Origin of the sequence: Sabulibacter ruber (assembly GCF_017355955.1) — a bacterium.
Lineage (GTDB): Bacteria > Bacteroidota > Bacteroidia > Cytophagales > Hymenobacteraceae > Nibribacter > Nibribacter ruber_A.
On record NZ_JAFFID010000007.1, the window covers coordinates 26,465 to 49,921 of the forward strand.

Genomic DNA, 23,457 nt, shown 5'->3' on the forward strand with positions numbered 1-23,457 from the left:
TATATCAAAAACCTGAGATAGTACGTTTTTATAGTGACGTTAAGCGTATTGGAACGTAACAACCTGGTTAATCTCTGGGTGTAAGCTCAAGGCAACCGGGCAGGTGTGGGCCGCGTTTTCCAGCATGGCCTTCTCTTTGTTTGTAAACGTTCTGGCAGGCATTTGGACTTCCAGTACAATCTCGGAGATCCGACGGGGATCTGCCGCCATCTTTTTGGTAATGGCCATGGTCATGCCGGTCAGGTCAATGGCGTTGCGCTCGGCCACAATGCCCATGATGGTCATCATGCAGCTGCCCAACGCGCTACAGACTAGGTCTGTGGGAGAGTAGGCTTCGCCGCGTCCGTTGTTGTCTAAGGGGGCATCTGTTACAACCGTGTTGCCAGAAGCGAGATGGGTTCCCTGGGTGCGGAGTTGGCCAGAGTACGTTAGCGTCATTGAACTCATTGTCTTACTTTTAAGATTTGCAGGTGCCTGTAAAGTTACTTACTTTTAAACAAAACTTAGCCTTTTGCTCTGTGCGCAGATTTCTACTACTATTAGTGACCATATGCTTTCTTCCCGTAGGATTGGCCATGGCCCAGTCTGTGGAAGAAGAGGAAGGCTATTCCAGGGAGTTCACGTACGGACTCAACTTCAATTCTAACGGTGGCCTTCTGGGCGGAGCCATGATCAAGCAGGCGTATCACCTGAAAGACCGGTGGTATCAGTTCTGGGCCTTGGAGGGAGTGGAAGTAAAACACCCTAAAGAAACCCGGGTGCAAAACCTGGTGAACGGAGCTTCCTTTGTGAAGGGAAAAAGCAATTACCTGTTTGTCCTGAGACCACAGTACGGCCGGGAGTACACGTTCTTCCGGAAAGCGGCAGAATCTGGGGTGCAGGTGAATGGTATTGTGGCGGCTGGCCCTTCATTGGGTATTATGGCCCCGTACTTTATTGAGTATGACCGCAGCAATTACGTGCTGGACCCCAGAAGTCAACAGTACTACCTGGTTGGTCCGGTCATCATCAACACAGAACAGTATGATCCTAATGTGCATACCAACGAAGGCATGATTGTGGGTGCCCCAGGGGTATTCAAAGGATTAAGTGAGCCTAGTTTCAGAGTTGGCGCTAACGCCAAAGCCGGGGTAAGCTTTGAGTACGGACGGTACATGGAAAGCGTAACGGGTATTGAAGTGGGGATGCTGGTAGAGGCTTTTGCCGGAGACATGACCTTGATTCCGGGCGCGTCTAACCGCAACACCTTCATGTCTGTGTATCTAACTTTGTATTACGGCCGCCGTCGTTGAACGATCCTTCCCCCTTGGCTGTTTTTTGCCTATCCGCTCCTCACTTAGTACCTTTGTACCATGGATCAATTGATTGCGTTGCCGGTTATTCAACCAGCTGAAGCTCAAACCAAAACCCGTAAGCCAGACTGGCTGCGCGTAAAACTGCCCGTAGGCAAAGAATACGCCAAAGTCAGACAACTGGTAGATACCTATAAGCTACATACCATCTGCGAAAGCGGAAACTGCCCAAACATGGGGGAGTGCTGGGGTGCCGGCACGGCCACGTTCATGATTCTGGGCAACGTATGTACCCGTTCCTGCTCTTTCTGCGCCGTGGCCACTGGTCGGCCTAACGAATATGATTTGGATGAACCTCGCCGCGTGGCCGAAGCTATTCAGCTCATGGGCGTGAAACATGCCGTGATCACCTCGGTGAACCGCGACGAACTGAAAGACCGCGGCGCCAGTGTATGGCACGAGACCGTTGTACAAATCAAGAATCTTTCGCCGGAGACTACCATTGAAACGCTTATCCCAGACGTGAAAGCCAACTGGGAAGCGCTGGAGGTGATGATCTCGGCCGGACAGGAAGTGGTTTCCCACAACATGGAAACCGTTAGAAACCTGTACCGCCAGGTTCGTCCGCAGGCCAAATATGACCGCAGCTTAGAGCAAATCAAGCGTACCAAAGAGTATGGCAAGCGCACTAAGAGCGGTATCATGCTGGGCTTAGGCGAAACCAAAGAGCAAGTGTACGAAGCCATGGATGACCTGGCCGCCAATGGTCTGGACATTCTTACCTTGGGCCAATACCTGCAGCCTACCAAGATGCACATTGAGGTAGCCGAGTTCATTCACCCAGACCTGTTTGCCCATTACCGCGAAGAAGGCCTGCGCCGTGGATTGAAGTATGTGGAGTCTGGACCGCTGGTTCGTTCTTCCTACCACGCTGAACGCCACGTGCACGTGTAGTCTCTTGAAGTAATTTGTGTAGTATCAACCAAGCCCCGCAGCAATGCGGGGCTTTTTTTATTCAGGCGTTTGTATAATTCAAAGGAGTTTCCAGGCAGGTATAAGTAGGTTTAGCCCCAGCTGTTTTGGGGCTGATTTGTAAAATATCGGCTCAAATCGTATTTAAACCTGTGCTCAGTATTTGCCGCTTTCAAGGTGAGGTAAACCTATGAGGGCTGGTGTTTGTACCTGTGGTACAGTGAGATTGCGCTCTTTTTGCAGAAAAGAAGCGTTTTTCTGGAAATGAACAAGTGAGAAGTAGTGCCTGGTTAAACTCGGCGGTAGAAAATGCATGGCTGGTTTCTTTGGGGTAATTGCATCTTTCCTGTAAGCCAGAACTTTTGCCTGAAAGGAAAGTACATGCAGGGGCTCCATTCATATATAGGACTATCCGAGATTATCTATTACAACTACCTCCTTTTCCAGATCACATGAAGAAAATTTTACTCCTGATAGCAGCGTTGTTTGCTATTGCCTCCTCTTCCTATGCCCAAACTCTAACGGCCCCTTCCTTAGGCGCAGCCCGGGAATTTGCGGTGTTAGGAAGCAGTACCGTTACCAGTACCGGTAGCAGCATCCTTTACGGCGACCTTGGGGTCTCACCGGGTTCCGTCGTAGTGGGTTTCCCGCCGGGCAAAGTGCTGGGAGACACCCAGCGCGGGAATGCCGCCGCAGCCACCGCCAAAACCGATGTAATCCGGGTGTATAACGAACTGGGCCAGTTCACCCCAACCCGCAACCTGACCGGGCAAACCCTGGGCGAAGGTTTTACCCCAGGTGAGGCGGCGGTGCGCGGTACCCTGCTCACCAGAGGCGTTTACAGATTTGACGGCAATGCGCGCATCAGCGGCCGTTTGAAGTTTGACGGACAGGGAAACCCCAACTCGGTGTTCATCATCCAGGTGAACGGGGATCTGGTCATTGACCCGGGTTCTGCCATCAACGTTCTCAACGCCAATCCTAACAATATTTTCTTCCGGGTGACCGGTAATGTGACCATAGGTACGGGAGGGATGCTGACCACTCCTTCTGCCTTGAGTGGAAACTTTGTGGTGCAGAATAATGCCACCCTAAGCCTTAGCTCCACCTTGGTGGGACGGGTGCTGTCTGCGAACGGAGCCGTAACCCTCAACAACAATAACATTTCCTTGCCTGAGCCGCTCACCACCAACAACGGCGGTGATGATGGAGACGACGGAGACGGTGGCGATGGAGGGAATGGTGGCGGCGGCACAACCCCGGGAAGCGCTAACCTGAGCATTACCAAAGCGGTAAACGCCACCACCGTGACCCTGGGCGATAATGTTATCTATACCATAAGGGTCACCAACTCCGGGGCAGCAGATGCCACCAATGTAACCGTGGAGGACAAACTGCCTGAAGGTCTAGCCCTGGTGCCACCGGCAGTAGCAGACAAAGGAACCTATAACGCCACCACCGGCATCTGGACCATCAGCACCTTGTCTGCGAACTCTGTTGCCACCTTAACCCTCACCGCCAAGACGTTGAGGCTGGGAGAAGTCACCAACGTAGCGGTTATAGAAAACAACGGCGGCACCGATGAGGCTACCACTTGCGTGCGTCCGGCCCGGCCAAATGTAGTAGGGCCGCAGGAAGTATGTGTGGGCGGTACTACCACCTTTACGGTAAGCAACGTCTCAGCAGGCGTGACAAGCCTGGCCATTGTGGCACCGGCCAACAGCGGTATCACCATTGAATCGCAGTCGCTGACTTCTTTTACGGTGAGAGCAAGCGCTACTACGGCACCAGGCACTTATCCGATCTCCGTTGTGGCGGTAACCACCGGCAATTGCCAGAACAGCCAAGCCTTCCCAATTGAACTAGTGGTAAGAACCGCTCCAACTACTCCAGCCATTACTGGCCCGGGAACCGCTTTGTGTGCTGGAGCAACTTACCAATATGGTATCAGCCAGCCAGTGGCTGGTGTAACCTATACCTGGAGCGTGTCTGGAACTGGCTGGGAAAGAATTGGGGCAGCTACTGGTACTTCTATTCAAGTGAAAGCTGGTACTGGTCCGGGAAAAGTAACGGTTGTTGCTTCCAATGCCTGCGGTACGGCTACGGCTTCTACCCCAGACGTGACTCCAAGCACGCCACCGGCTACTCCAATTATCCTGGACAACAGCGGACCATGCACGGGCTTAACCTACGCCATCTCTAACCCAGTGGCGGGTGTGACCTACACCTGGACCGCACCGGCCGGCTTCACCTTCACTGATAACAGTACGACCATGACCGGTACTACTGTGACCTTGAAAGCCGCTAACGCCAATGCCGTGGGCACACTCAAGGTAAGCGCTAGCACTACCGGTTCTGCCTGCGCCAGCAACGAAGCCTCTGTAGAAGTAAGAGCCGCCGATGCGGGCACGGAGATCGTGGTGCCAACGGTGTTCAGCCCGAACGGCGACGGCATCAATGACACCTTCGTGATCCGGAACCTGCTGAACTTCCCTGACAATGACCTGACCGTTTACAACCGTTGGGGCAACGAGATCTACAAAACCAAGAGCTACAAGAACGATTGGCGGGCCACCGGTCTGGAAGAAGCCACTTACTTCTACGTGCTGCGCGTGCGCGGCTGCGATGGCAAAGACCAGGTATTCAGAGGACCGGTACAGGTAGTGCGCTAAACGCAGGTAGTTCAAAACATTAATTTCCCTTAAAAATGAAAAGAATCTTTATCATACTGATTTCTATGCTGGCTGCGGGGAGCAGTTGGGCACAGCACCGGTCACAGTTCTCCCAGTACATCTTCAACCAACTGGTGATCAATCCGGCCTATGCCGGCAGCAAAGAAACGCTTACCCTTAACGCTTTCCATCGGCAGCAGTGGGTGGGCCTGGAGGGGGCACCCAATACCCAGACCTTCAGCATTGACGGACTCACCAAAAACAAGCACCTGGGCCTTGGTTTCCACGCCACCCGTGATGAGATCTTCGCCCAGAACCGCAAGAACATTGAGGTAGACGCCGCCGTGAAATTGCCGGTAAGTGAAACCGGTATCCTGTCCTTCGGGTTGGCAGCTGGGGTGTCGCACTTCGCGGTAGACGGCTCCAAGCTGATTACCGGGAATGACCAGGAAGACCCGGCGGTGATCAACGCCCAAAAGGAAACCACCTGGAGCCCGAGCCTTAAAGCCGGTATTTTCTTCCACACCGAGCGCTTCTACGCCGGCGTTTCCGTAACCGATTTGCTGGGCATCGATAAAGACATCAACTACGACCCGGAGCGCCATTACTTCTTCAACGTGGGGTACGTGGCCGACATCAGCCACAACATCAAGGTGAAGCCCAGCATCATGCTGAAGGAGAATTTTGATGGGCCTACGAACGTGGACTTCAATGCTTTCTTCCTGTTTGGGGAGCGCATCTGGTTAGGTGCCAGCTATCGCACGGCCATGAATATCTTCAAGAATGACTTCGAGGCCAAGGGGCTTTCCTCTAAAGACGCAGTGGTGGCCATGGCTGATCTGTACGTGACCAAGCGCCTGCGCCTGGGCTACGCCCATGACTTTACCCTGCACGGCAACCTGAATGATTTGAGCACCCATGAAATATCCGTTGGCTACAGCTTCCTGAGAAAAGAAGCCACCAAGATGGTTACCCCGCGGTATTTCTAACTTTAACCAGACGCTTCTATGTATAAATTATACAAATCACTTTTACTTTCCTTTGTTGCCGGTAGCCTTGCCTTGAGCGGCTGCCAAACTACCCGCAAAGCCGATCGGTTGTACGAGAACTTTGACTATTCCCTGGCTATTGAAGAGTACCAGGAGGTGTTTTCCAAAAAAGACCCAGATCTGAAAGGGGCCCAACGCTTAGCCGATGCCTACCGCCTGACGGGTCGCACGAAAGAAGCCGAGGAATGGTACGCCAAAGTGGTGGCCATGCCTGAGGCCGATCCTATCAACACCTATTATTATGCCGAGGCTCTGCGCAGCAACGGCAAGTATTTCGAAGCGAAAACGCAGTACCAGGATTACGCCCGCAAGGTGCCCGCCGAAGCCGCCAGAGCCAACGCGAAAGCACAAGCCTCAGACGCTGCCTTGAAGCTGTTGGAAGAGCCCGCATCCGCTATTGTAGTGAACGAGACCCAGATCAACTCCGGCAACGCCGATTTCAGCCCGACCGTGTACGACCAGGGTATCCTGTTTACCTCGGACCGCGGCGGCAATGTGAGCAGCGACAAAGACGTGGATGCTGGCACCTACGGCTGGACCGGCCGCCCGTACCTGCAGATGTTCTACGCCCAGCGTAACGCGGACAGCACCTGGCAGATGCCCGCCATCGCGAGCAACACCCTGAACTCCGTTTACCATGACGGCCCGGCGGTGCTGGACAGCGCCAATACGACCATGTATTTCACCCGCACGCACATGGTGGAGAAGAAACAGAAAGATGTGAACGTGGATCCTACCAGCTGGGTAAAAAAGCCGCTTTCCAGCGACTACGTGAACCGCCTGGAGATCTTCTCGGCCCGCCGCGACGGTGCCAACTGGACCGAGGTGAAGCCTTTTGCCCATAACAAGGTGGAGGAATACAGCGTGGGCCACCCCGCTATCTCTCCTGATGGGCAGGTGCTGTACTTTGTCTCTGACAAACCCGGCGGCTACGGCGAGACCGATATCTACTACTCAGAACTGCAGCCCGATGGTACTTGGGGACAGCCCATGAACGCCGGTAACATGGTGAATACCGTGGGCAAGGAAATGTTCCCGGGCTTCGACCAGAATGGCAACTTGTATTTCTCCTCAGACACGCATCCCGGCTTCGGGGGATTGGATGTGTTTAAGGTGAAAGGCAGCCGCGCCACCTGGAGCAAACCGGAAAACCTACGCGCGCCGGTGAATTCGCCTAAAGATGATTTCGGGATGGTGTTCATGCGCGGCGCGAACAACGCCCAGGTGGGTTACCTGTCCTCTAACCGTGACAGCAACAATGGCACCGATGACATCTACTCGTTCAAGCTGTTGAGTAACGCCGTGCTGTTTGTGACTACTTTGGAAAGAGTGCAAGTAAAAGGTAAGCGCGCCATCACCCAGCCGCTGGCCGATGTCCGCTTGAAACTGACCCCGAAGGAGACCCAAGATTCTGTGGTGGCTTTCTCTGACCGCAACGGCGAGTACAAGTTTGGCGTGCAGAAAGGAACCACCTATGACCTGGTGGGCGATAAATTCGGGTACCTGACGCAGTCGGCGCTGGTGGCCATTGACACGGTGAAGCTCGCTGATACCACCCGCGTGACGCTCATTTTCGATAAGAGCCAGAAAAACCAGGTCATCGCCATGGAGAACATCTACTATGACCTGGACAAGTGGAACATCCGCCCCGATGCCGCCAAGGAGTTGGACAAGCTGGTGCGCATGCTCAAAGACAACCTCAGCATCAAGATTGAATTAGGCTCCCACACCGATAGCCGCGAAGGCCACGGCTACAACCAAGTCTTGTCTGAACGCCGGGCTCAGTCGGCGGTGGAGTACCTGGTGAGCCAGGGCATCGCGAGGAACCGACTCAGCTGGAAAGGCTATGGCGAAACCGTCCTGATCAACGGCTGCGCCGATGGCGTGGAATGTACCGAGGACCAGCACCAATTCAACCGCCGTACAGAGTTCAAGATCAAGTAGCCTTTTGGCCACGTTTTCCCAAAAACAGCCCCAAAACAAAAGAGCCACCCCATGGGGTGGCTCTTTTGTTTTGATTGGATTAAAGCAACCGATTACCGGCGAGCAGTAGCTCTCTCATCGGCTTGAGGAGGGAACTTGGCCAGAATGCTGGTTACAATCTGCTGCACTTTCTCATCGGTCAGAGATCTTTCAGAGGCGGCAGTTTCACTGCTTCCGCGCCAGATCAACTCATTTGATTTGGCGTCTACCACGTCCAGGATCAAGGTGCCTGACTGGTAATCCTGCAAGGTGCTGGTGTTGTACAGGCGGTTGTAGGTGTACGCATAGCGGTAACCGTACCAATACCCGTACCCGATAGACGGAATGCTCATGAAGTTAGGGCTCAGACGCTGCTGGTTCTCAATGGTGAAATCGTAGGCTAGCAACATGTCTGGTTTCTCAGAAGCGCTTGCTTTCTGGAACCCGCGGCGCTGCATCTCCGCTTCTACTGCATTCTTTACCCGTTTATCTAAAAACGTAGTATATCTGCGGCTGGTAGAGTCTTTGGCTACCGGCTGGTCCTGGTACCAGCGCCAGGTTTTGTACGCCTGGAAATTGGTGCCTTTGTCAAAGTCAGTGGTAACATTGTAGGTGGTGGCACAACCGGTGAAACCCAGTACCAACAGCCCCATCATTACCCCCGTGATCAACTTCGCTATTTTATTGAATGGTTTCATTGATTTGTACAGTTTTAGTGTAGTGAAAGAATAGGAGAAAAACATCTCTAAAATGGCCTCCCCGCTTCAGATTGGTAACATGAAAGCAAAGAAGATGGTTTCGGAGAATGTTTCTTTCGTACAATCAATACGCAAAAACTATGCCCATATTATACCAATTGGTTTATTTATGGCCACTATTTTGAAGATTGTTAAAGGAGGCGTTTGGGGTTTATTTTCTGCAAATTAGGCCTAAAACAAAAAGGCCTGCGGAACGTCTCCACAGGCCTTTTTTATTACTATAAATTAGGTCAGCTTATACGGCTTTCATCTCCTGGCCTTGCTCATTGTAGGCTTCGATTGGAGCGCAGCTGCACACCAGATTACGGTCACCGTAGGCGCTGTCAATACGGCTCACGGTTGGCCAGAACTTAGCGGTACGGGTGTACGGCACTGGGTAAACGGCCCGCTCGCGGGTGTACGGGAAGTTCCAGTCTTCTGACAGGGCCACGTGCGCCGGGTGCGGAGCGTTTTTCAGCAGGTTGTTTTTCTGATCAGCAGCACCTTCTTCAATCTCGGTGATTTCTGCCCGGATAGAGATCATGGCGTCACAGAAACGGTCCAGCTCTTCTTTGCTCTCGCTCTCGGTTGGCTCCACCATCAAGGTACCCGCTACGGGGAAGGATACGGTAGGCGCGTGGAATCCATAGTCCATCAGACGCTTCGCGATGTCTTCTACTTCCACACCGGCCTTTTTGAAAGAGCGGCAGTCTAAGATCATCTCGTGGGCGCAACGGCCGTTAGAACCAACGTACAACACTGGGTAGTGCTCCTCTAAGCGCGCTTTGATGTAGTTCGCGTTCAGGATCGCCATTTTGGTAGCCTCAGTCAGACCCTCGCCGCCCATCATGTTGATGTAGGCATAAGAGATAGGCAGGATGCTGGCGCTACCCCAAGGTGCCGCAGAAACCGCGTTGATGGCTTCCGGACGCTCCAGGTCTACCACCGCGTGGCCTGGCAAATAAGCGGCTAAGTCCGCAACTACCCCAATCGGGCCTACGCCTGGTCCACCGCCACCGTGCGGGATACAGAAAGTTTTGTGCAGGTTCAGGTGGCACACGTCAGCGCCAATGTTGGCCGGAGAAGTCAAGCCTACCTGGGCGTTCATGTTGGCACCGTCCATGTATACGCGGCCGCCGTTCTCATGAATGATTTGGCAGATTTCAATGATGCTTTCCTCGTACACACCGTGGGTAGACGGGTAGGTCACCATCAAGCAAGACAAATCATCTTTGTGTTCCTCGGCTTTCGCTCTGAGGTCTGCTACGTCAATGTTTCCGCGCTCATCACATTTCACAATCACCACTTTCATGCCGGCCATTACCGCCGAGGCAGGGTTAGTACCGTGCGCCGAGGATGGAATCAAAGAGATGTTGCGGTGATGATCGCCGCGGGCTTCGTGGTAGGCTCTGATCACCATCAGGCCGGCGTACTCGCCCTGGGCACCGGAGTTAGGCTGCAATGAAACGGCGGCAAAGCCGGTCACCTCGCACAGCCAAGCTTCCAGGTCTTTGAAAATCTGGGCGTAGCCTTTGGCCTGATCAGCCGGGGCAAACGGGTGCAAAGACCCAATTTCTGGCCAGGTCACCGGAATCATCTCGGCGGTGGCGTTCAGTTTCATGGTGCAGGAACCCAGCGGAATCATGCCGTGCGCCAGCGAGAAGTCTTTGTTCTCTAAGTACTTCATGTAGCGCAGGATCTCGCTCTCGGAGTGGTACTTGTTGAAGACTTCGGCTTGCAGGTAAGGCGAGGTACGGATGAGGGCCTCAGGCCAGGTGATATCAGTCTCAGAAGGAATCTCGTCCAGTTCCAGCGTGGCTTCCAGTTTCCCGGCTACTTTCGCGAAAACAGCCAGAATCGCTTTCACATCTTCCAGGTCCGTGTTCTGGTTCAAAGAGATGCCCACGTTGTTATCCCCGAAGTAACGGAAGTTGATCTCAGCGGCCTCAGCCTCCTGACGGATGGCTTGCTGCAGTTCAGCGCTCTCTACGCGCAGTTGTAGGGTGTCAAAGTAGTTTTCGTTCAGTTGCTCAAAGCCTAAACGCTCCAGGCCCTTCGCCAGAATCTGGGTCAGGCTGTGGATGTTCAGACCAATGTATTTCAATCTGCGTGGTCCGTGGTACACGGCGTACATACCGGCCATTACGGCTAATAGTACCTGCGCAGTACAGATGTTGGAAGTCGCTTTCTCGCGGCGGATGTGCTGCTCACGGGTCTGCAAAGCCATACGGTAGGCTTTCTGCCCGAACGCATCCTGCGAAATCCCGATGATACGGCCCGGAATAGAGCGCTTGTACTCGTCTTTAGTCGCGAAGAAACCAGCGTGCGGTCCGCCGTAGCCCATAGGTACGCCAAAACGCTGCGAAGAACCTACCACTACGTCAGCACCCATTTCGCCTGGCGATTTCAACAGGGTCAAGCTCAGCAGGTCAGCGGCAACGGCTACCGGTAAACCTACTTCGTGGCCTTGCGCAATGAAATCAGTGTAATCGAATACCTCACCGTCGGCGGCAGGGTACTGCACCAGGGCTCCGAACAAAGTATCGTCTTGCAGGTTGATTTCGCGGTGATCGCCAATGACCAGTTCAATGCCCAGCGGAGTGGCACGGGAAAGCAGCACATCAATGGTCTGCGGCAATACCTGGTTAGACACAAAGTAGCGGTTCGCGTTTTTGCGGGCGCCTTTGCGCAGCGAGTACTGCAGGTTCATGGCCTCAGCAGCGGCGGTAGCCTCATCCAACAAAGATGCGTTGGCGATGGCCATGCCGGTCAGGTCAATGATCAAAGTCTGGTAGTTGATCAACGCCTCCAAACGACCTTGAGCGATCTCGGCCTGGTAAGGAGTATAAGCAGTGTACCAGCCTGGGTTCTCCAGGATGTTACGCTGAATCACCGGAGGCAGGATAGTGTCATGGTACCCAAGCCCGATGTATGATTTGTAAAGTTTGTTCTGCTTGGCAATCTGGGAGAACTTACGCAGGAAGTCACGCTCAGTAAGCGCGGCGGGTAAGTTCAGCGGTTTTTTCAAGCGGATAGCCGGCGGAACCGTCTCGTCTATCAATTGGTCTAGAGATGCTGCCCCAATGGTCTGCAGCATGTCCTGCATCTGTTCTTTCACAGGGCCGTTGTGGCGCTCCTTAAAGATATCGGCAGGCTTGGTTTTAAAGATCATTTATCGCTGGAATTTAGGTAGATAAGTTTCTTTTGTCCTGTAACAAACGTTTGGTGCAAATGATTTAACAAAAGTACAGGTTAAAATTCACTAATTACAGAGGGAGCTCTTAAATTGCAGACAAGGTTGGCAGGAGGTTTGCATTTTAGCTGTGTTTTTGGGAAAACGGCCTTGAAACAGGATTTACGCTCTAAGATCATCCGCTATGGAAAAGTTAAAAATTGGTGTCCTGCGCGAAGGAAAGATACCGGTAGACAAACGGGTGCCGCTCACTCCCAAAAAGTGCCTGGAGGTGCAGCAGACATTTCTGCAGATAGAACTGGTGGTGCAGCCCAGCCCCATCCGCTGCTTCACAGACAAGGAGTATACTGATTTAGGCATTCCGCTGCAGGAGGACCTCTCTGACTGCGATGTGCTCTTTGGCGTGAAAGAAGTGCCCGTTGACCAGTTAATCCCCAGCAAGACGTATTTCTTCTTTTCCCATACCATCAAAAAACAAGCCCATAATCAGAAGCTGCTGCAAGCCATTCTGGAGAAAAAGATCACGCTCATTGATTACGAGACCATTACCAACGCCAAAGGCGAGCGGGAAGTGGCCTTTGGCCGATGGGCAGGGATTGTGGGTGCTTATAATGGCCTGCTGACCTACGGCCGCAAATGGAACCTCTTTTACCTGAAACCGGCCCACCAGTGCCAGGACATGGAAGACATGCTGGAGGAGTTCTTTAAAGTGAAGAATCTGCCCAACATTAAGATAGCGGTAACCGGCGGCGGAAGGGTAACCCAGGGTGCCATGGAAGTGCTGGCCCGCATGGGCCTGAAAGAAGTGAGCGTGTTTGACTACCTGTATAAAGAGTTTTCTGAGCCGGTGTTCACCCAGATACGGTCCTCGCACTACCACGTGCGGCCCGATGTGGAGGTGTGGGATTCCAATGACTTCTACCAGAATCCGCAGTTATATAAGTCTACCTTCCATAAATTCTCCCGCGTGACCGATCTGCTCATGGCCTGCGCCTACTGGAACCCGGCGGCACCCGTGCTGTTCACCCGGGAAGACATGCAGCGCCCTGATTTCAAGATCAACACCATTGCCGATATTACCTGCGATGTGAACGGCTCCATCCCGTGCACCAAGCGGGTGTCTACCATCGCGGAGCCGGCCTTTGACTACAACCCCTGGACCGATCAACTGGAAGAACCCTATAGCTCTGAGAAGAACATCACCATCATGGCCGTGGACAATCTGCCCTGCGAGTTGCCCCGGAACGCCTCCCGTGATTTTGGCCGGCAGATCATTGATAAGATTTTGCCACACTTGTTCAACGGAGACAAAGAAGGTGTGCTGAAGAATGCCACCATCACCAAAGGAGGCCAGCTGTGTGACAAGTACCGCTATCTGGAAGATTACGCCTGCCCGGCGGTGACCACCGAGAATGCTCCTAAGCTGGAGAAGCTTTGTTAAGCCAAAGGCATTGATTCTATTTTTCTGGAAGTAGCAGACAGGTTATCTGCGGTTTGGGATTGTTTTATCCATTCCAACGCAGATTCCGCGTCTTCAAAGTACTGGAGCTCAAAAGAGAAGGGGGTGTAGTAGACCAATTGGCTCAGGTTCAACTGCCCCAGTTCGCTTTTAGATTCCAGCACGGCTAGCTTGCGCATAGGCGTTTTCTTGAGCATGGGCAAAATCTCATCAATAAGCCAATCCTGGTCTTGCGGCTGCAGGCTTTTCAGTTTGCGGATGTCATAGACGCACGCCTCTAAGTTGCTGGTTTTGATGAGCTCTAAGACCCACAAAATGGTTTTCCTATAGACACTGCTGGGCACAAATCCTTCGTATTCTACATGAACTACACGTAGGGTGTTGTCTACATAAACATTAGTATACGGCAAGGTCTGACAAGTTAACTGCACAAGTCCAGGGGGTTTAAAGTAAGTTGAGGAACGGGGTTACAAATATAGAACCTTATGAAATAGTTATATCATTATGTCAAAAAAAAATTGAATAATTTTATACGTGTAGAATTGACAAATAAAAACCCGCTCCTAAAATACTGAGTTTCAGGGAGCGGGTTTATTGCAAAAGAATATAGAAGAATTTCTATTGGTTCTCCACCTTGTCGGCTACACCGTCTTCTACCGGTTCATCTTTCACCTGAATGGTGTCGGTTCCGGTTAATGCAGAATCTGCCTCGGCCTTCACTTCTTCAGTAGCCGATTCTGCTGCATTTTCTACGTTTTGAGCGGTTTTTGATTCACAGGAAGAGAATCCGAAGGCTAATGCCAGAGCGGCTACAGCCAGTATGCTGGTTGCTTTTTTCATAGTCGTGGTATTTTGGTTCATCAGGGATACTATACGGAAGATATAAGTATTTGGTCATGCCACATAGGTGCTCTGAGATTTCTGGTGCTCAGTGGGATGGAATATCCTTATGGTGATATTGTATAAATATTTATGATTATTTGTATTTATAGTTTGAGTGAATTCAAGTATAGTATAAAAAAATGTGATCTTCGTTCTAAGAAGATGCTTTGGGTTGAGGTAAATGAGTGGTGATGTTTTTGACTCAAATTTTTGAAAGTAGACTTAAATGAGGCACCTAAATTGTAGAGTTAATTCTGATGAAATAGGCAGGAATTTTCCTTTGAATTATTTTTATTAATTATGTTAAATATAAGGTTTATTTCTTTACACGACTAAGTTTTTAGCTCATTATCAAAAAGATAGAGAGAGTTTTATATTTGAATATAATTGGATTTAAATAATTTTTATTTTGAAATAAGTTGTCCATAATAATAATATAGTCGTTTAGTATGGGTAAAAATTGATTGTTCAATTAACCTAAAAGCCCATGTTTTATCACGATCGTAAACTTCAGTACAGAGTACGAGTTGACAAGCCGAATCCACAGTTTGCACGCTTGTTGCAACAGGCTATTGGTGGAATTGAAGGGGAGATGAGAGTTTGTTTGCAATACTTGTTCCAGGCGTGGAACAGTCGGGGTCCGGTGAAGTACAAGCATTTGCTTCTGGAAACAGGAACCGAGGAAATAAGCCATATTGAAATGCTGGCCACTGCCGTAGCTCTAAACCTGGAGGGAGCCTCTGCCTCGTTGAAAGATGAGATAGTAGGTGCTAACCCAATTGTGGAGCAGGTAATGGGTGGTATGGACCCCAGGCACTTCCTGTCGGCGGGTTTAGGTGCCATGGCCGCAGATGCCAACGGAGTGCCTTTCAACGGTTCCTGGGTTGTGAGTAGCAACAACTTAGCCGCTGATATGTACGCCAACGTAATGGCAGAAACTACCGGCAGGGTTTTGGCTACCCGTCTCTGGGAAGCTACCGATGACCCGGGCATGAAAGACATGCTGTCTTTCCTGATTGCCCGTGACACCATGCACCAGAACCAATGGCTGGCAGTGTTGGAGGAACTAGGCGGCCTGAATAATGCGCTTCCGATTCCTAACAGCTTCCCGCAAGACCAGGAGGTACAGGAGTTTGCTTATTCCTTTGTGACCACTAACATCTACAAAGATGACATGGCGGCTGGTCGCTGGTCAAGTGGCCCGTCTATGGATGGTAAGAGTCACTTCCAGATGGTGCCTGGCGCTCCTCTGGGTGATGAACCTGTGTTAGGTCCACCATTGCCGCAAGCACACGCCCAGGTAGAGCAAATGACCGGTTCGTCTGGCGGTGGTATCATCAATAAGATCAAGGATGCCCTTTAAGAGAAAGCATTCATCAAATAAGAAGGCCTTCCTTGCAATAAGGAAGGCCTTCTTATTTGCTTAAGCCGGGCGCAGTTGGTCTAGGCGGTATAAGCCATCTAAACGCCTTTTCCCCTGCTTTAAGGCAAAGAAAGGAGCATCATCGGGCACGCTCCAGTAAATGTCGGTGACCTCGGCTACTGGACCGCTGGGTTGGTCTCCAGGCCGTACCCATTCGCCAAAGGTGAAAGGCAGCCACTGGATGGACGTGAACAGGTCTGGGCGTACTTTGAACTCTTCGTCTGAGTACCGCAGCAACAGCCATCCGTTTACTTCCCCAATTTTCTCAAACACCTTGTTGTGAGGTTCCAGTAATTCAAATTCTCTTCGGTTAGCCGGGTGGATAGGTGCGTATCCGTACCCCGGAAACCAGTTGTATAAACCAAATTCAAGACTTTTCTTAGGCATATTTCCTCTCTTCTTTCCGCCTGCTTATAAGTTAAAGCGCAATCTGTAGTTCCTGGGCCGTTGCCTCCACTATCTCGCGCGCGTATTTTTTAGTGATCACCAGTTCTCCGGTCTGGCTATAATGGGTAATGGTGCTTTGGTCCAGGAGCATAGGGGTGGCGTACGCCCCGTATCGGTCAATCAATGCCCGTTGAACGGTGCAAAGTTTCTCTCGCCGGGCTTCCGTTTCCGGGGTCTTTAACCGGGGGGGGAAAGGATTTGGGGGCAGCCTGTTAGGGATCTGGCGCTTCTTAGCTTCTTTAAGCGAGCCATTCACAATGCGTTGCAGTTGCTCCTCGTAGCGGTCTTGCTGCAACCGTCCATTGATACCCTTGGTGTGGTACAGCCAGCCGTTAATGCCTTGCTCCGGGTCTATGAGCAGCTGCATCAAAGCATTGGTGTTGATCACTTGCCCGGCCGGAATGTTCCATTTCTGCGCCAATTGATCCCGGAAATCATACACCGGTTTCAAGACGAACTGCTGCAGCAGCGTAAGCCGTTGCGGAAACTTGATTTTCAGGTGCGGATCTTCCTGCTGCACAAAGGTGATGGATTCCAGTAACTGGTCTTCTTCCTCCAGCCAGTGCATACGCCCCAGTTCCTGTACTTTGGCCACCATGGTGTTTTTCAACTGGTGCAGGTACAAGACATCTAGGGCGGCATATTCCAGCTGCCGTTTAGACAAGGGGCGTTGGGTCCAGTTGCTCATTTGCTGAGACTTATCCAACCTGAGGCCCAGTTCTTCCTCCAGCAATGTGCCTAAGGCCGCTTTGGCGTAATTGAGGATTTTGGCCGCCACCGCCGTGTCTACCAAATTCCGGACCTGGCACCCCAGCATGCTCAAAAGCATCAGGTCATTGTTGGCGTGGTGAAAAATTTTAGTGATAGCCGGATTCTCCAGCACATCCCACAGGGGTTGCAGGTCATCCAACGGAAAAGGATCAATCAAAAAACAAGTGTTGCCGTCTGATATCTGGATCAGGCAAAGCGTGAAGCCGTAGGTATAATGATGCTGGTCAAACTCCAGGTCTAAGGCTAGTTCTGGCTGCTGGGCTAAATGGTCAACGGCCTCTTGCAATGCTTCGGCGGTTTCCACCACGTGCACAGGTCGTCCCTCCAGAATAAATGCAGGTTCCTTCATAATCTTCCAAATGTATCCAAAAAACAGGATAGTTGGTTGACGCGTAACCGAGGCCGCGTGTTGCCGTTTATAGCCGGTTTTCGCAAAAACAGGTCTAAAATGGCGAAAGATGGGCATCCGTAAGCTCCAATGCCAACAAAGAAGAGGCGTAAACAGAGGGCTTTATTTGCAAAAGCCTGTCTGTTTACGCCTCGTTTTCAAGTATTTAAGTAGAAGCGGAGGGTGGGTTTACCTCTACTCCAGTAAAAAGCTTACTTCCACTACTGAGGTGATGATGATCTCCCCAAGCGATAAGGTTGGACCTCCTGCGCCATCCATAGCCATTGACTCCCGCATGGCCGTTTTGTACATAACCGGACCGGGAGAGCTGTGGCCGCCCTCGTTGATCTGGTAAGGTCTGCCTACTTTCGCGCCCAGTTCAGAAGCAAGGGACACGGCTTTCTGACGGGCTTCCTGCACGGCCTTCTTACGAGCTTCTTCCTGGTATTTCTTCAACTGCGAGCTCTGGTAGCTGATGCCGTCTACCCGGTTGGCACCGGCCTTGTAAAGACTAGACATGAGTTCATCAAACTTTTCTGGCTTGGTAAGGGTAACGGAGATGGAACGGGTAGCCAGGTAGAACTGCGGCGTGGTTTGGCCGTACTCACCGGTATAGACGGGCTGGAGGGAAAGATAAGCGGTTTGTACGTGCTTGTCTTCTACTCCGTTTTTCTTCAGGAAACTCAGCAAAGCAGCGGTTCTTTGGTCGGCTACCCGGCGTGCTTCTTCCAGGGTCTTTTCCCTGATCTCCACGCCGGTCATGAACGTAACCTGGTCTGGTTGTACTTTAATCTCGCCCACTCCAGAGGTGCTTACCAAAGGAGGCAAAGAACTTTGTTGGGCATGGCCGCTAGAAGAGAAGAAGGTGAACATAAGCGCAAAGGCAAAAGTGAGGACAGTTTTCATAGCTTTTTTCAAAGGGTTAGTAGTGCCAGAGTAAGTACAAGTACCATGCCGTATTGTACTAGTGTAGGTTTAACGCGTGGTACCGGTGCAAGATTGCTCTGAAAGCTGGTGCGGTGTGTATCTTTGCAGTTTGGTAGGGTTACCTCCCTTTTATCTTTATGCAACAGCAACTAAGCATCTTTGATCCGTTTGACGGAATGCGTTTTGGCAACCACATCTGTTTTTCCTGTGGCACCACTATTCCTGAAAATCAGCAGATAACCATCTTCCCGGCCTGGCTCATGGAAAAGTACGGCTTTGCCCATGAACCACTCAGGCTTTTGGACCAAAGCGTGGTCACCTACCAGGACCTTACAATTCCGTGTTGCGCCAATTGCCAGACCCAGCACCTTGAGCCACTGGAAGAAAAAGTAAAGGCCGCGGTAGAGCAGGGCGTGTCCGGTTTGCGAGCTTTAGACCAGAAACTGCTTTTCCAGTGGCTGGGCAAGATGTTTTACGGCACCTTGATCACGGAGCTTATCAAAGAGCAGAACCCCTTGGTGCGACCAGAGTACGCCGTAAGTGAGCAGCCCAAAATGCTGCTGAAGTTCCAGTCGTTCTTTAGGGTGCTGCAGTCTATACGGGTGCCCATGGAGTTCCCGGATTTTCTGCCCGCTTCCATCTTTGTCATAGACGTGGATGCCTCGGCGGAGCCTTCCCGCTTTGAGTTCCGCGATGAACTGTCTACCATGATGTTCAGCCTTCGGTTAGACAACGCGCTCATTGTTTGCTGCCTGCTGGATAACGCCATGATCAAAGACGCCATGCGACGGGTATGGGAAGTGATAGAACATAAGCAGTTGCAGCCTATTCAGGCCGCAGAGTTCAGTGCCCGGGTGTTCTACGCGGCTTATCTGCTCAACGTGATCCCAGATTACCTGGTGCGCCCCGTTAAACCGCAGGACGATCACCTGGTGGTTGACACGCTCATTGATGATGTCACCAACGTGATCTTCAACCCGTGGCAACACAGCGCCTATGCTAAACTACTGGCCACGGTTTGGGCCAAATGGGGAATCACTCAGGAAGACATCCTCCGTGATCCGCAGGAGCCTATGAGCATGCTCTTTTCCCCGGAAGGCGAGTTCATTGAGTTTCCCAAGATTCCGGGGCAGGAGAAATAAGGCAGGCAGGTACAAATGTCCAGGTTCTTCCAGGGGGAAGAAGTAAACAAGGCACCGCTATGGCAGTGGTTTCTTAGAGACATAGATAATGGCCGGCATTTCTGGGGCGCAGCATCTGAACGTATTTTTTTCTGCAAGGTACTCGCCTCCAGAGGCCGCTACGTACAGCCGGTCATTCCCATCTACATGTAGATTGTTGATGATGTGCTTAAAGGGAAACCGCACGGCTTTCTGAACGGCATTGTCTTCTCTGATGATCTCAGACGGATTGAGGTAGGAAGTAGCAGACCCGGCAGAAACCGGGGTAGTGTTCTCCTTGATTCTATAAGTTACACCCCCAGAAGACCGGGCAATCCCGATAGGGTGCAGGGAATGAAGGGCATCTCCTCTGTAGATGGTATAATACCGGTGCCATGTTTTGCCAAAATCAGGGGTAAAGAATTGCCCTAACGTGGCATATTTCTGGCCCTGGGCATCATTACTAGTGACTTTCAATGCAAATATTGTGTCATTGCGCGCAAACAAGCCAGGAACGGGGCCGCTAAAGTCATGGGCCTCCTGCCAGGTTTTGCCTTTGTCTGCTGTGTAGTAGGCTTTGGTCCAGGTAGAAACCAACAGAACGTTGTCTATATCGCCTGCTATGGCATAGGCCTCTCGCCCGTTGGGTATTTCTAATTTCAGCCAATCCTCATCCTCAACCTTTAATTCTGAGACAGGATCTTCTTTTGTGCAGGAAAGCAGAAAAAGGAAGCCTGTGAGCAGAGTACATAACTTTTTCATAGGAAAGGATGTAGGTTTTGCCGCTATTTCCTAAAAGTAAGCAGATTTCTGAAGCGTTTGATGCCGAGGAAGTTAATGTTACAAAAACTTAACATTCACCAGTTGTCTGCCCTGGGTTTAGCAGTCTGAGGAAAGCCCGATTTTTACCTGGTTTTTAGAAAAAAGGGTATAAACAGAACAGATCAGTCAGTTCCGGGCACAACTCATAATCGCCTTTCTTTTCTGGCTGCCTGGTTTTGTCTGGGAATAGAACGTGGAGGTACTCCGGCCACATAGTTCTGGTGCATCAGACAGGCTATCTTCTTCATGCGGCTCTTCATAAATGGCTGATAATAAACCTCTCTTAAATTGCTTCGTACGCAATTATACGGTATAGCCGGATTGATCTAACCAAAATAAAACTATGGCTGAAATAAACATTGAACCCAAAAAGCGGTCCAGCTGGGGCTGGATTATAGTGCTGCTTATATTGCTGGTAGTAGGCTGGCTGGTGTACAAGTACTTCTTTGAAACCCAAGACGGAGACACCATGAACACCGACACCGGAGTTCCTGCGGGCATGGTCATGCCTATCGCTCCTGTTTTTATGTCTGTCTGATCTGGAACCTTAACCCTTAAAACAATGGCATATCATGCAAACGACGGGATGCCCAGGTTGGCACCCCTCCATGACCTAAAGGATTTTAAAGTATCCACCAGAGACTTAGACGTCAGAGGATGGGAAGTGATTGGCTCAGACGGCCAGCGCATAGGCAAAGTAGATGATCTGATTGTGGACCGTGAGTTAATGAAGGTCCGTTACCTGGATGTGGATGTGGATAAAAACCGCGTTCTGCCCGACACCGATGCCCGCCATATCCTGGTGCCCATTGGGGCTGCCCAGTTAGATGATGACAGCGACCAGGTATTTGTGAGCATGGACCAGGCCGCACTGGCCCGGGTACCATTCTACCGCGGCGGCGCCGTAGATGCTGAGTATGAGTACCGCGTTATGCATGCGGTCACCAGCCCAAGTGAGCCGCAAACCGCACAAACCATGCAGTCTACCTCTGTTAACACAGGCACAGGTGCAGGCATGACGGCTCCCAACGCAGATTTCTATAACCGCGAGCATTTTGACGAAGACCGGTTCTACCACAAACGGCAACAGCATAGGCAGGACCAGAGCCATATGCAGGCGACCGCTTCTTCTGCCGGGTTTGACAACGGGAACCCTGTACATGAAGACATTGCCACCATTGAGCGTCTGCGCCAAATGCTGGAGCAAGGAACCATTACCCATGATGAGTTTGTGGCCCTCAAGCGTAAGGCAATAGGATTATAAGAGTGCCAATCTCTGTTTTAGGGCTGATTACAGGAAAACAGCCCTAAAACAGAGATTGCAATTGAATCCAAAAGAGAAGGGCGAGTCTTAAGACTCGCCCTTCTCTTTTGGGGTTTATTCAACCCGATCACGGATAATTGTTGGTGGCATTCTCTGGGTCTGTTGAGAAAGAGGCATGGTCCTGTGATACTGATCCGTAAGAGGAACGATGCATGGCATTACCTCCGTAGCCCGGCCACGTACGCCTGATGCGGGAGTTGGTCCGGCTTTTCCGTTTTTTGGTGAGCGCATAGGTAGCCAGGCCTGCCAACGCCACTAAACCAGCAGTGGCCAAGACTTTGGGCACAGTGTTGCTCACGTTGGGCGGAAGCTGCACCACCCCACTGGTATTTGTAACGGCTGGCTCTGGCACATAACGCCCTTTGCTGGGAATAGCCAATTGGTCAAACAGCCGGGCCAGGTCATTTAAGCCTTGTCTAAGATCAGGGCCGTGCATGGGCAAACCATGGCCGCTGGCGGCAATAGCCGGTTTCAGATCGGCTAGCTTCTGCACCGAGGCCCGGGCTGCTTCCCAGTCTGGCGTGAAATATGCCGGCGGACCGCATACTTCCTGTTTCTGGGTCAGCACGGCCAACGCAGATTCAGGTTTACGGGTCACAAAGGCATCGCCCACAATGAGAACCTGGTCATGCTCCCTAAAGAAAGAAACGTGGCCCGGAGAGTGCCCCGGGGTTTCCAGCCATTTCCATTCGGGCATGAACGGCACGGAGCCATCGGCGGGAAGTGTCTCTAACCGTCCCCGGAAAGTGATAGGCTTCTTAGGGTACATGAACGAGAGATACGCCATGCCGCCGCCGCCCACGCTTGAATCTGGTGGTGGATAACTGGACAAACCGGTCAGATAAGGCAACTCCAGCGGATGGGCATACACCGGAACTTGCCAGATGTCTGCCAGGGTCTGCAGCGCGCCCACGTGGTCAAAGTGGCCGTGCGTGAGCAGGATGGCTTTAGGCGGATTGCCTTTGCCAAACTTGTCCTCGGCGGCTTTTCTGATGCGGTCGGCGGAGCCATACAACCCTGCGTCAATCAGAACCCAGGATTTGTCTGGGTTCTCCACGTAGTACAGGTTCACGAAAACAATTTCCATGCCCATGACACCTTGTGCCACCGGAAAGCAGGAGTGTTGCTTCTGCCGCAGGATGTTGCTTATCTGATCTTGCATAAGTTATCCCAGCCTTTGGTTAGACTAACTATCCAGACGGCCAAATACGCTCATTTCATCTCCGGAGTCATGACGGGAGTTTTGTTCGCCGTCAGTGGATTTGCCACCCTGGCCACCCTGGCTGTTACCAGGTTGCTGGCCGCCTTGCTGGAAACTGGCGTTTCCGTTGGCTTCTCCGCCTGGTTCTTCAGAAGTTTTTTTCAGTTCATCAGCCGCTTGGGTGCCATTTGGCAACTTCTCCTTCTCGTTGTATTTATTATCCTGTTCCATGATTTGTTATGAGTTTTGGTGTAAAAACAAGTGTATACCGGTCTTTCCGGCTTGTGTTTGTACGCACATCGGGAAAAAGAGGGTGCCTTTCGGGTCATAATTTCTGCCCGGCCCAGTTGCAAAAGTCAGAATTGGTGCGTATTATAGTCATGCTATTGAACGGCAGCAACATGGGATCTGACTGAGGAAGTCTGGAAATGAGGGAGGAAGTAAGACTCATGGGCCGCCGGAATTTTTCTCACCTGTTTACAGTTTATAAGACATGGTAAATCTGATCTATCCACCTAGCTATATGGCGGTGTACGCCAAGTGCATTGATGCCACTCTGCCAAACTTTGAACCAGAAGAATGGATTGAAGAAGGGCATGTGTATACCGTGAAACATTTCACAGAACCCCTTAACCAGGAAGAAGGAATGGCCGTGACCATTATTGATGCAGCGGGTGAAGAGATTCATCCGTCCCCATCACACTGGAGCTTTTCCTCTAACCGATTTGAGCTGTTCTCCATCTTCTTAAACTAAGTGTTTTAGGGCTCTTTTCCTG

General features: G+C 51.4%; 22 protein-coding genes. 11 read left to right on the forward strand and 11 right to left on the reverse strand.

The window, feature by feature from the left end; all coding sequences use genetic code 11:
• Positions 1 to 39: 39 nt before the first annotated feature.
• Complete coding sequence (locus tag JT719_RS23275) at positions 40 to 447, reverse strand: OsmC family protein (protein ID WP_207436173.1); 408 nt, start codon at positions 445 to 447, stop codon at positions 40 to 42.
• Positions 448 to 518: 71 nt separating this feature from the next.
• On the opposite strand from JT719_RS23275, the gene JT719_RS23280 reads away from it, so the two are divergent.
• The 5 genes from JT719_RS23280 to JT719_RS23300 all read left to right on the forward strand — a co-directional run bounded on the left by JT719_RS23280 (position 519) and on the right by JT719_RS23300 (position 7,929).
• Complete coding sequence (locus JT719_RS23280; RefSeq protein ID WP_207436174.1) at positions 519 to 1,292, forward strand: hypothetical protein; 774 nt, start codon at positions 519 to 521, stop codon at positions 1,290 to 1,292.
• 69 nt (positions 1,293 to 1,361) lie between these two features.
• Positions 1,362 to 2,246: a lipoyl synthase gene (lipA, locus tag JT719_RS23285; protein WP_207436291.1), complete on the forward strand. Its 885-nt coding sequence runs from the start codon at positions 1,362 to 1,364 to the stop codon at positions 2,244 to 2,246.
• A 470-nt stretch (positions 2,247 to 2,716) separates the two neighbouring features.
• Positions 2,717 to 4,936: an ice-binding family protein gene (locus JT719_RS23290; RefSeq protein WP_207436175.1), complete on the forward strand. Its 2,220-nt coding sequence runs from the start codon at positions 2,717 to 2,719 to the stop codon at positions 4,934 to 4,936.
• 35 nt (positions 4,937 to 4,971) lie between these two features.
• The gene (locus JT719_RS23295) at positions 4,972 to 5,925 is read left to right on the forward strand and encodes a PorP/SprF family type IX secretion system membrane protein (RefSeq protein WP_207436176.1); all 954 of its coding nucleotides are present in this window, start codon (positions 4,972 to 4,974) and stop codon (positions 5,923 to 5,925) included.
• Between the two features lie 18 nt (positions 5,926 to 5,943).
• Positions 5,944 to 7,929, forward strand: a complete 1,986-nt coding sequence (locus JT719_RS23300; protein WP_207436177.1) for an OmpA family protein — start codon at positions 5,944 to 5,946, stop codon at positions 7,927 to 7,929.
• 92 nt (positions 7,930 to 8,021) lie between these two features.
• Here JT719_RS23300 and JT719_RS23305 read toward each other — a convergent pair whose 3' ends face one another.
• A complete protein-coding gene (locus tag JT719_RS23305; protein WP_207436178.1) occupies positions 8,022 to 8,645 on the reverse strand; it encodes a DUF4136 domain-containing protein in 624 nt (207 codons plus the stop codon).
• A gap of 295 nt (positions 8,646 to 8,940) precedes the next feature.
• The gene (gene gcvP, locus JT719_RS23310) at positions 8,941 to 11,856 is read right to left on the reverse strand and encodes an aminomethyl-transferring glycine dehydrogenase (RefSeq protein ID WP_207436179.1); all 2,916 of its coding nucleotides are present in this window, start codon (positions 11,854 to 11,856) and stop codon (positions 8,941 to 8,943) included.
• 205 nt (positions 11,857 to 12,061) lie between these two features.
• On the opposite strand from gcvP, the gene JT719_RS23315 reads away from it, so the two are divergent.
• Positions 12,062 to 13,318, forward strand: a complete 1,257-nt coding sequence (locus JT719_RS23315) for an NAD(P)-dependent oxidoreductase (RefSeq protein WP_207436180.1) — start codon at positions 12,062 to 12,064, stop codon at positions 13,316 to 13,318.
• Here JT719_RS23315 and JT719_RS23320 read toward each other — a convergent pair.
• A complete protein-coding gene (locus JT719_RS23320; protein ID WP_207436181.1) occupies positions 13,315 to 13,767 on the reverse strand; it encodes a hypothetical protein in 453 nt (150 codons plus the stop codon). The genes JT719_RS23315 and JT719_RS23320 overlap by 4 nt on opposite strands.
• A gap of 187 nt (positions 13,768 to 13,954) precedes the next feature.
• Positions 13,955 to 14,176 carry a hypothetical protein gene (locus JT719_RS23325; protein ID WP_207436182.1) on the reverse strand — a complete coding sequence of 74 codons (222 nt, stop codon included), beginning with the start codon at positions 14,174 to 14,176 and terminating at the stop codon, positions 13,955 to 13,957.
• A gap of 529 nt (positions 14,177 to 14,705) precedes the next feature.
• Here JT719_RS23325 and JT719_RS23330 point away from each other — a divergent pair.
• Positions 14,706 to 15,581, forward strand: a complete 876-nt coding sequence (locus tag JT719_RS23330) for a manganese catalase family protein (protein ID WP_207436183.1) — start codon at positions 14,706 to 14,708, stop codon at positions 15,579 to 15,581.
• Between the two features lie 60 nt (positions 15,582 to 15,641).
• On the opposite strand, the gene JT719_RS23335 is transcribed toward JT719_RS23330, so the two are convergent.
• The 3 genes from JT719_RS23335 to JT719_RS23345 form a co-directional block, all read right to left on the reverse strand.
• Positions 15,642 to 16,028, reverse strand: a complete 387-nt coding sequence (locus tag JT719_RS23335; protein WP_207436184.1) for a DUF6960 family protein — start codon at positions 16,026 to 16,028, stop codon at positions 15,642 to 15,644.
• Between the two features lie 31 nt (positions 16,029 to 16,059).
• Positions 16,060 to 17,208 carry a ribonuclease D gene (locus tag JT719_RS23340; RefSeq protein ID WP_207436185.1) on the reverse strand — a complete coding sequence of 383 codons (1,149 nt, stop codon included), beginning with the start codon at positions 17,206 to 17,208 and terminating at the stop codon, positions 16,060 to 16,062.
• 234 nt (positions 17,209 to 17,442) lie between these two features.
• Positions 17,443 to 18,153: an SIMPL domain-containing protein gene (locus JT719_RS23345; protein ID WP_242693440.1), complete on the reverse strand. Its 711-nt coding sequence runs from the start codon at positions 18,151 to 18,153 to the stop codon at positions 17,443 to 17,445.
• Between the two features lie 158 nt (positions 18,154 to 18,311).
• Between JT719_RS23345 and JT719_RS23350 the strand changes: the two genes are divergently transcribed.
• Positions 18,312 to 19,316 carry a hypothetical protein gene (locus JT719_RS23350; protein ID WP_207436186.1) on the forward strand — a complete coding sequence of 335 codons (1,005 nt, stop codon included), beginning with the start codon at positions 18,312 to 18,314 and terminating at the stop codon, positions 19,314 to 19,316.
• Positions 19,317 to 19,373: 57 nt separating this feature from the next.
• Here JT719_RS23350 and JT719_RS23355 read toward each other — a convergent pair whose 3' ends face one another.
• Positions 19,374 to 20,096, reverse strand: a complete 723-nt coding sequence (locus JT719_RS23355; RefSeq protein WP_207436187.1) for a beta propeller repeat protein — start codon at positions 20,094 to 20,096, stop codon at positions 19,374 to 19,376.
• A gap of 403 nt (positions 20,097 to 20,499) precedes the next feature.
• On the opposite strand from JT719_RS23355, the gene JT719_RS23360 reads away from it, so the two are divergent.
• The gene (locus JT719_RS23360; RefSeq protein WP_207436188.1) at positions 20,500 to 20,694 is read left to right on the forward strand and encodes a hypothetical protein; all 195 of its coding nucleotides are present in this window, start codon (positions 20,500 to 20,502) and stop codon (positions 20,692 to 20,694) included.
• Between the two features lie 24 nt (positions 20,695 to 20,718).
• The gene (locus tag JT719_RS23365) at positions 20,719 to 21,420 is read left to right on the forward strand and encodes a PRC-barrel domain-containing protein (RefSeq protein WP_207436189.1); all 702 of its coding nucleotides are present in this window, start codon (positions 20,719 to 20,721) and stop codon (positions 21,418 to 21,420) included.
• A gap of 127 nt (positions 21,421 to 21,547) precedes the next feature.
• Here the strand turns inward: JT719_RS23365 and JT719_RS23370 are convergent, their stop codons facing one another.
• Together JT719_RS23370 and JT719_RS23375 are read right to left on the reverse strand one after the other, a co-directional pair.
• Positions 21,548 to 22,642 carry an MBL fold metallo-hydrolase gene (locus JT719_RS23370; RefSeq protein WP_242693441.1) on the reverse strand — a complete coding sequence of 365 codons (1,095 nt, stop codon included), beginning with the start codon at positions 22,640 to 22,642 and terminating at the stop codon, positions 21,548 to 21,550.
• A gap of 24 nt (positions 22,643 to 22,666) precedes the next feature.
• Positions 22,667 to 22,912 (reverse strand): hypothetical protein, encoded by a 246-nt coding sequence (locus JT719_RS23375; RefSeq protein WP_207436190.1) that lies wholly within the window; start codon positions 22,910 to 22,912, stop codon positions 22,667 to 22,669.
• A gap of 262 nt (positions 22,913 to 23,174) precedes the next feature.
• On the opposite strand from JT719_RS23375, the gene JT719_RS23380 reads away from it, so the two are divergent.
• The gene (locus JT719_RS23380) at positions 23,175 to 23,435 is read left to right on the forward strand and encodes a hypothetical protein (protein WP_207436191.1); all 261 of its coding nucleotides are present in this window, start codon (positions 23,175 to 23,177) and stop codon (positions 23,433 to 23,435) included.
• Positions 23,436 to 23,457: the final 22 nt, after the last annotated feature.

Excerpts from the sequence above, each read along its gene's own strand:
- JT719_RS23275 (WP_207436173.1), bottom strand. The coding sequence starts at position 447 with ATGAGTTCAATGACGCTAACGTACTCTGGCCAACTCCGCACCCAGGGA.
- JT719_RS23290 (WP_207436175.1), top strand. The coding sequence starts at position 2,717 with ATGAAGAAAATTTTACTCCTGATAGCAGCGTTGTTTGCTATTGCCTCC.
- JT719_RS23295 (WP_207436176.1), top strand. The coding sequence starts at position 4,972 with ATGAAAAGAATCTTTATCATACTGATTTCTATGCTGGCTGCGGGGAGC.
- JT719_RS23300 (WP_207436177.1), top strand. The coding sequence starts at position 5,944 with ATGTATAAATTATACAAATCACTTTTACTTTCCTTTGTTGCCGGTAGC.
- JT719_RS23305 (WP_207436178.1), bottom strand. The coding sequence starts at position 8,645 with ATGAAACCATTCAATAAAATAGCGAAGTTGATCACGGGGGTAATGATG.
- gcvP (WP_207436179.1), bottom strand. The coding sequence starts at position 11,856 with ATGATCTTTAAAACCAAGCCTGCCGATATCTTTAAGGAGCGCCACAAC.
- JT719_RS23315 (WP_207436180.1), top strand. The coding sequence starts at position 12,062 with ATGGAAAAGTTAAAAATTGGTGTCCTGCGCGAAGGAAAGATACCGGTA.
- JT719_RS23325 (WP_207436182.1), bottom strand. The coding sequence starts at position 14,176 with ATGAAAAAAGCAACCAGCATACTGGCTGTAGCCGCTCTGGCATTAGCC.
- JT719_RS23330 (WP_207436183.1), top strand. The coding sequence starts at position 14,706 with ATGTTTTATCACGATCGTAAACTTCAGTACAGAGTACGAGTTGACAAG.
- JT719_RS23335 (WP_207436184.1), bottom strand. The coding sequence starts at position 16,028 with ATGCCTAAGAAAAGTCTTGAATTTGGTTTATACAACTGGTTTCCGGGG.
- JT719_RS23340 (WP_207436185.1), bottom strand. The coding sequence starts at position 17,208 with ATGAAGGAACCTGCATTTATTCTGGAGGGACGACCTGTGCACGTGGTG.
- JT719_RS23345 (WP_242693440.1), bottom strand. The coding sequence starts at position 18,153 with ATGAAAACTGTCCTCACTTTTGCCTTTGCGCTTATGTTCACCTTCTTC.
- JT719_RS23350 (WP_207436186.1), top strand. The coding sequence starts at position 18,312 with ATGCAACAGCAACTAAGCATCTTTGATCCGTTTGACGGAATGCGTTTT.
- JT719_RS23355 (WP_207436187.1), bottom strand. The coding sequence starts at position 20,096 with ATGAAAAAGTTATGTACTCTGCTCACAGGCTTCCTTTTTCTGCTTTCC.
- JT719_RS23360 (WP_207436188.1), top strand. The coding sequence starts at position 20,500 with ATGGCTGAAATAAACATTGAACCCAAAAAGCGGTCCAGCTGGGGCTGG.
- JT719_RS23365 (WP_207436189.1), top strand. The coding sequence starts at position 20,719 with ATGGCATATCATGCAAACGACGGGATGCCCAGGTTGGCACCCCTCCAT.
- JT719_RS23370 (WP_242693441.1), bottom strand. The coding sequence starts at position 22,642 with ATGCAAGATCAGATAAGCAACATCCTGCGGCAGAAGCAACACTCCTGC.
- JT719_RS23375 (WP_207436190.1), bottom strand. The coding sequence starts at position 22,912 with ATGGAACAGGATAATAAATACAACGAGAAGGAGAAGTTGCCAAATGGC.
- JT719_RS23380 (WP_207436191.1), top strand. The coding sequence starts at position 23,175 with ATGGTAAATCTGATCTATCCACCTAGCTATATGGCGGTGTACGCCAAG.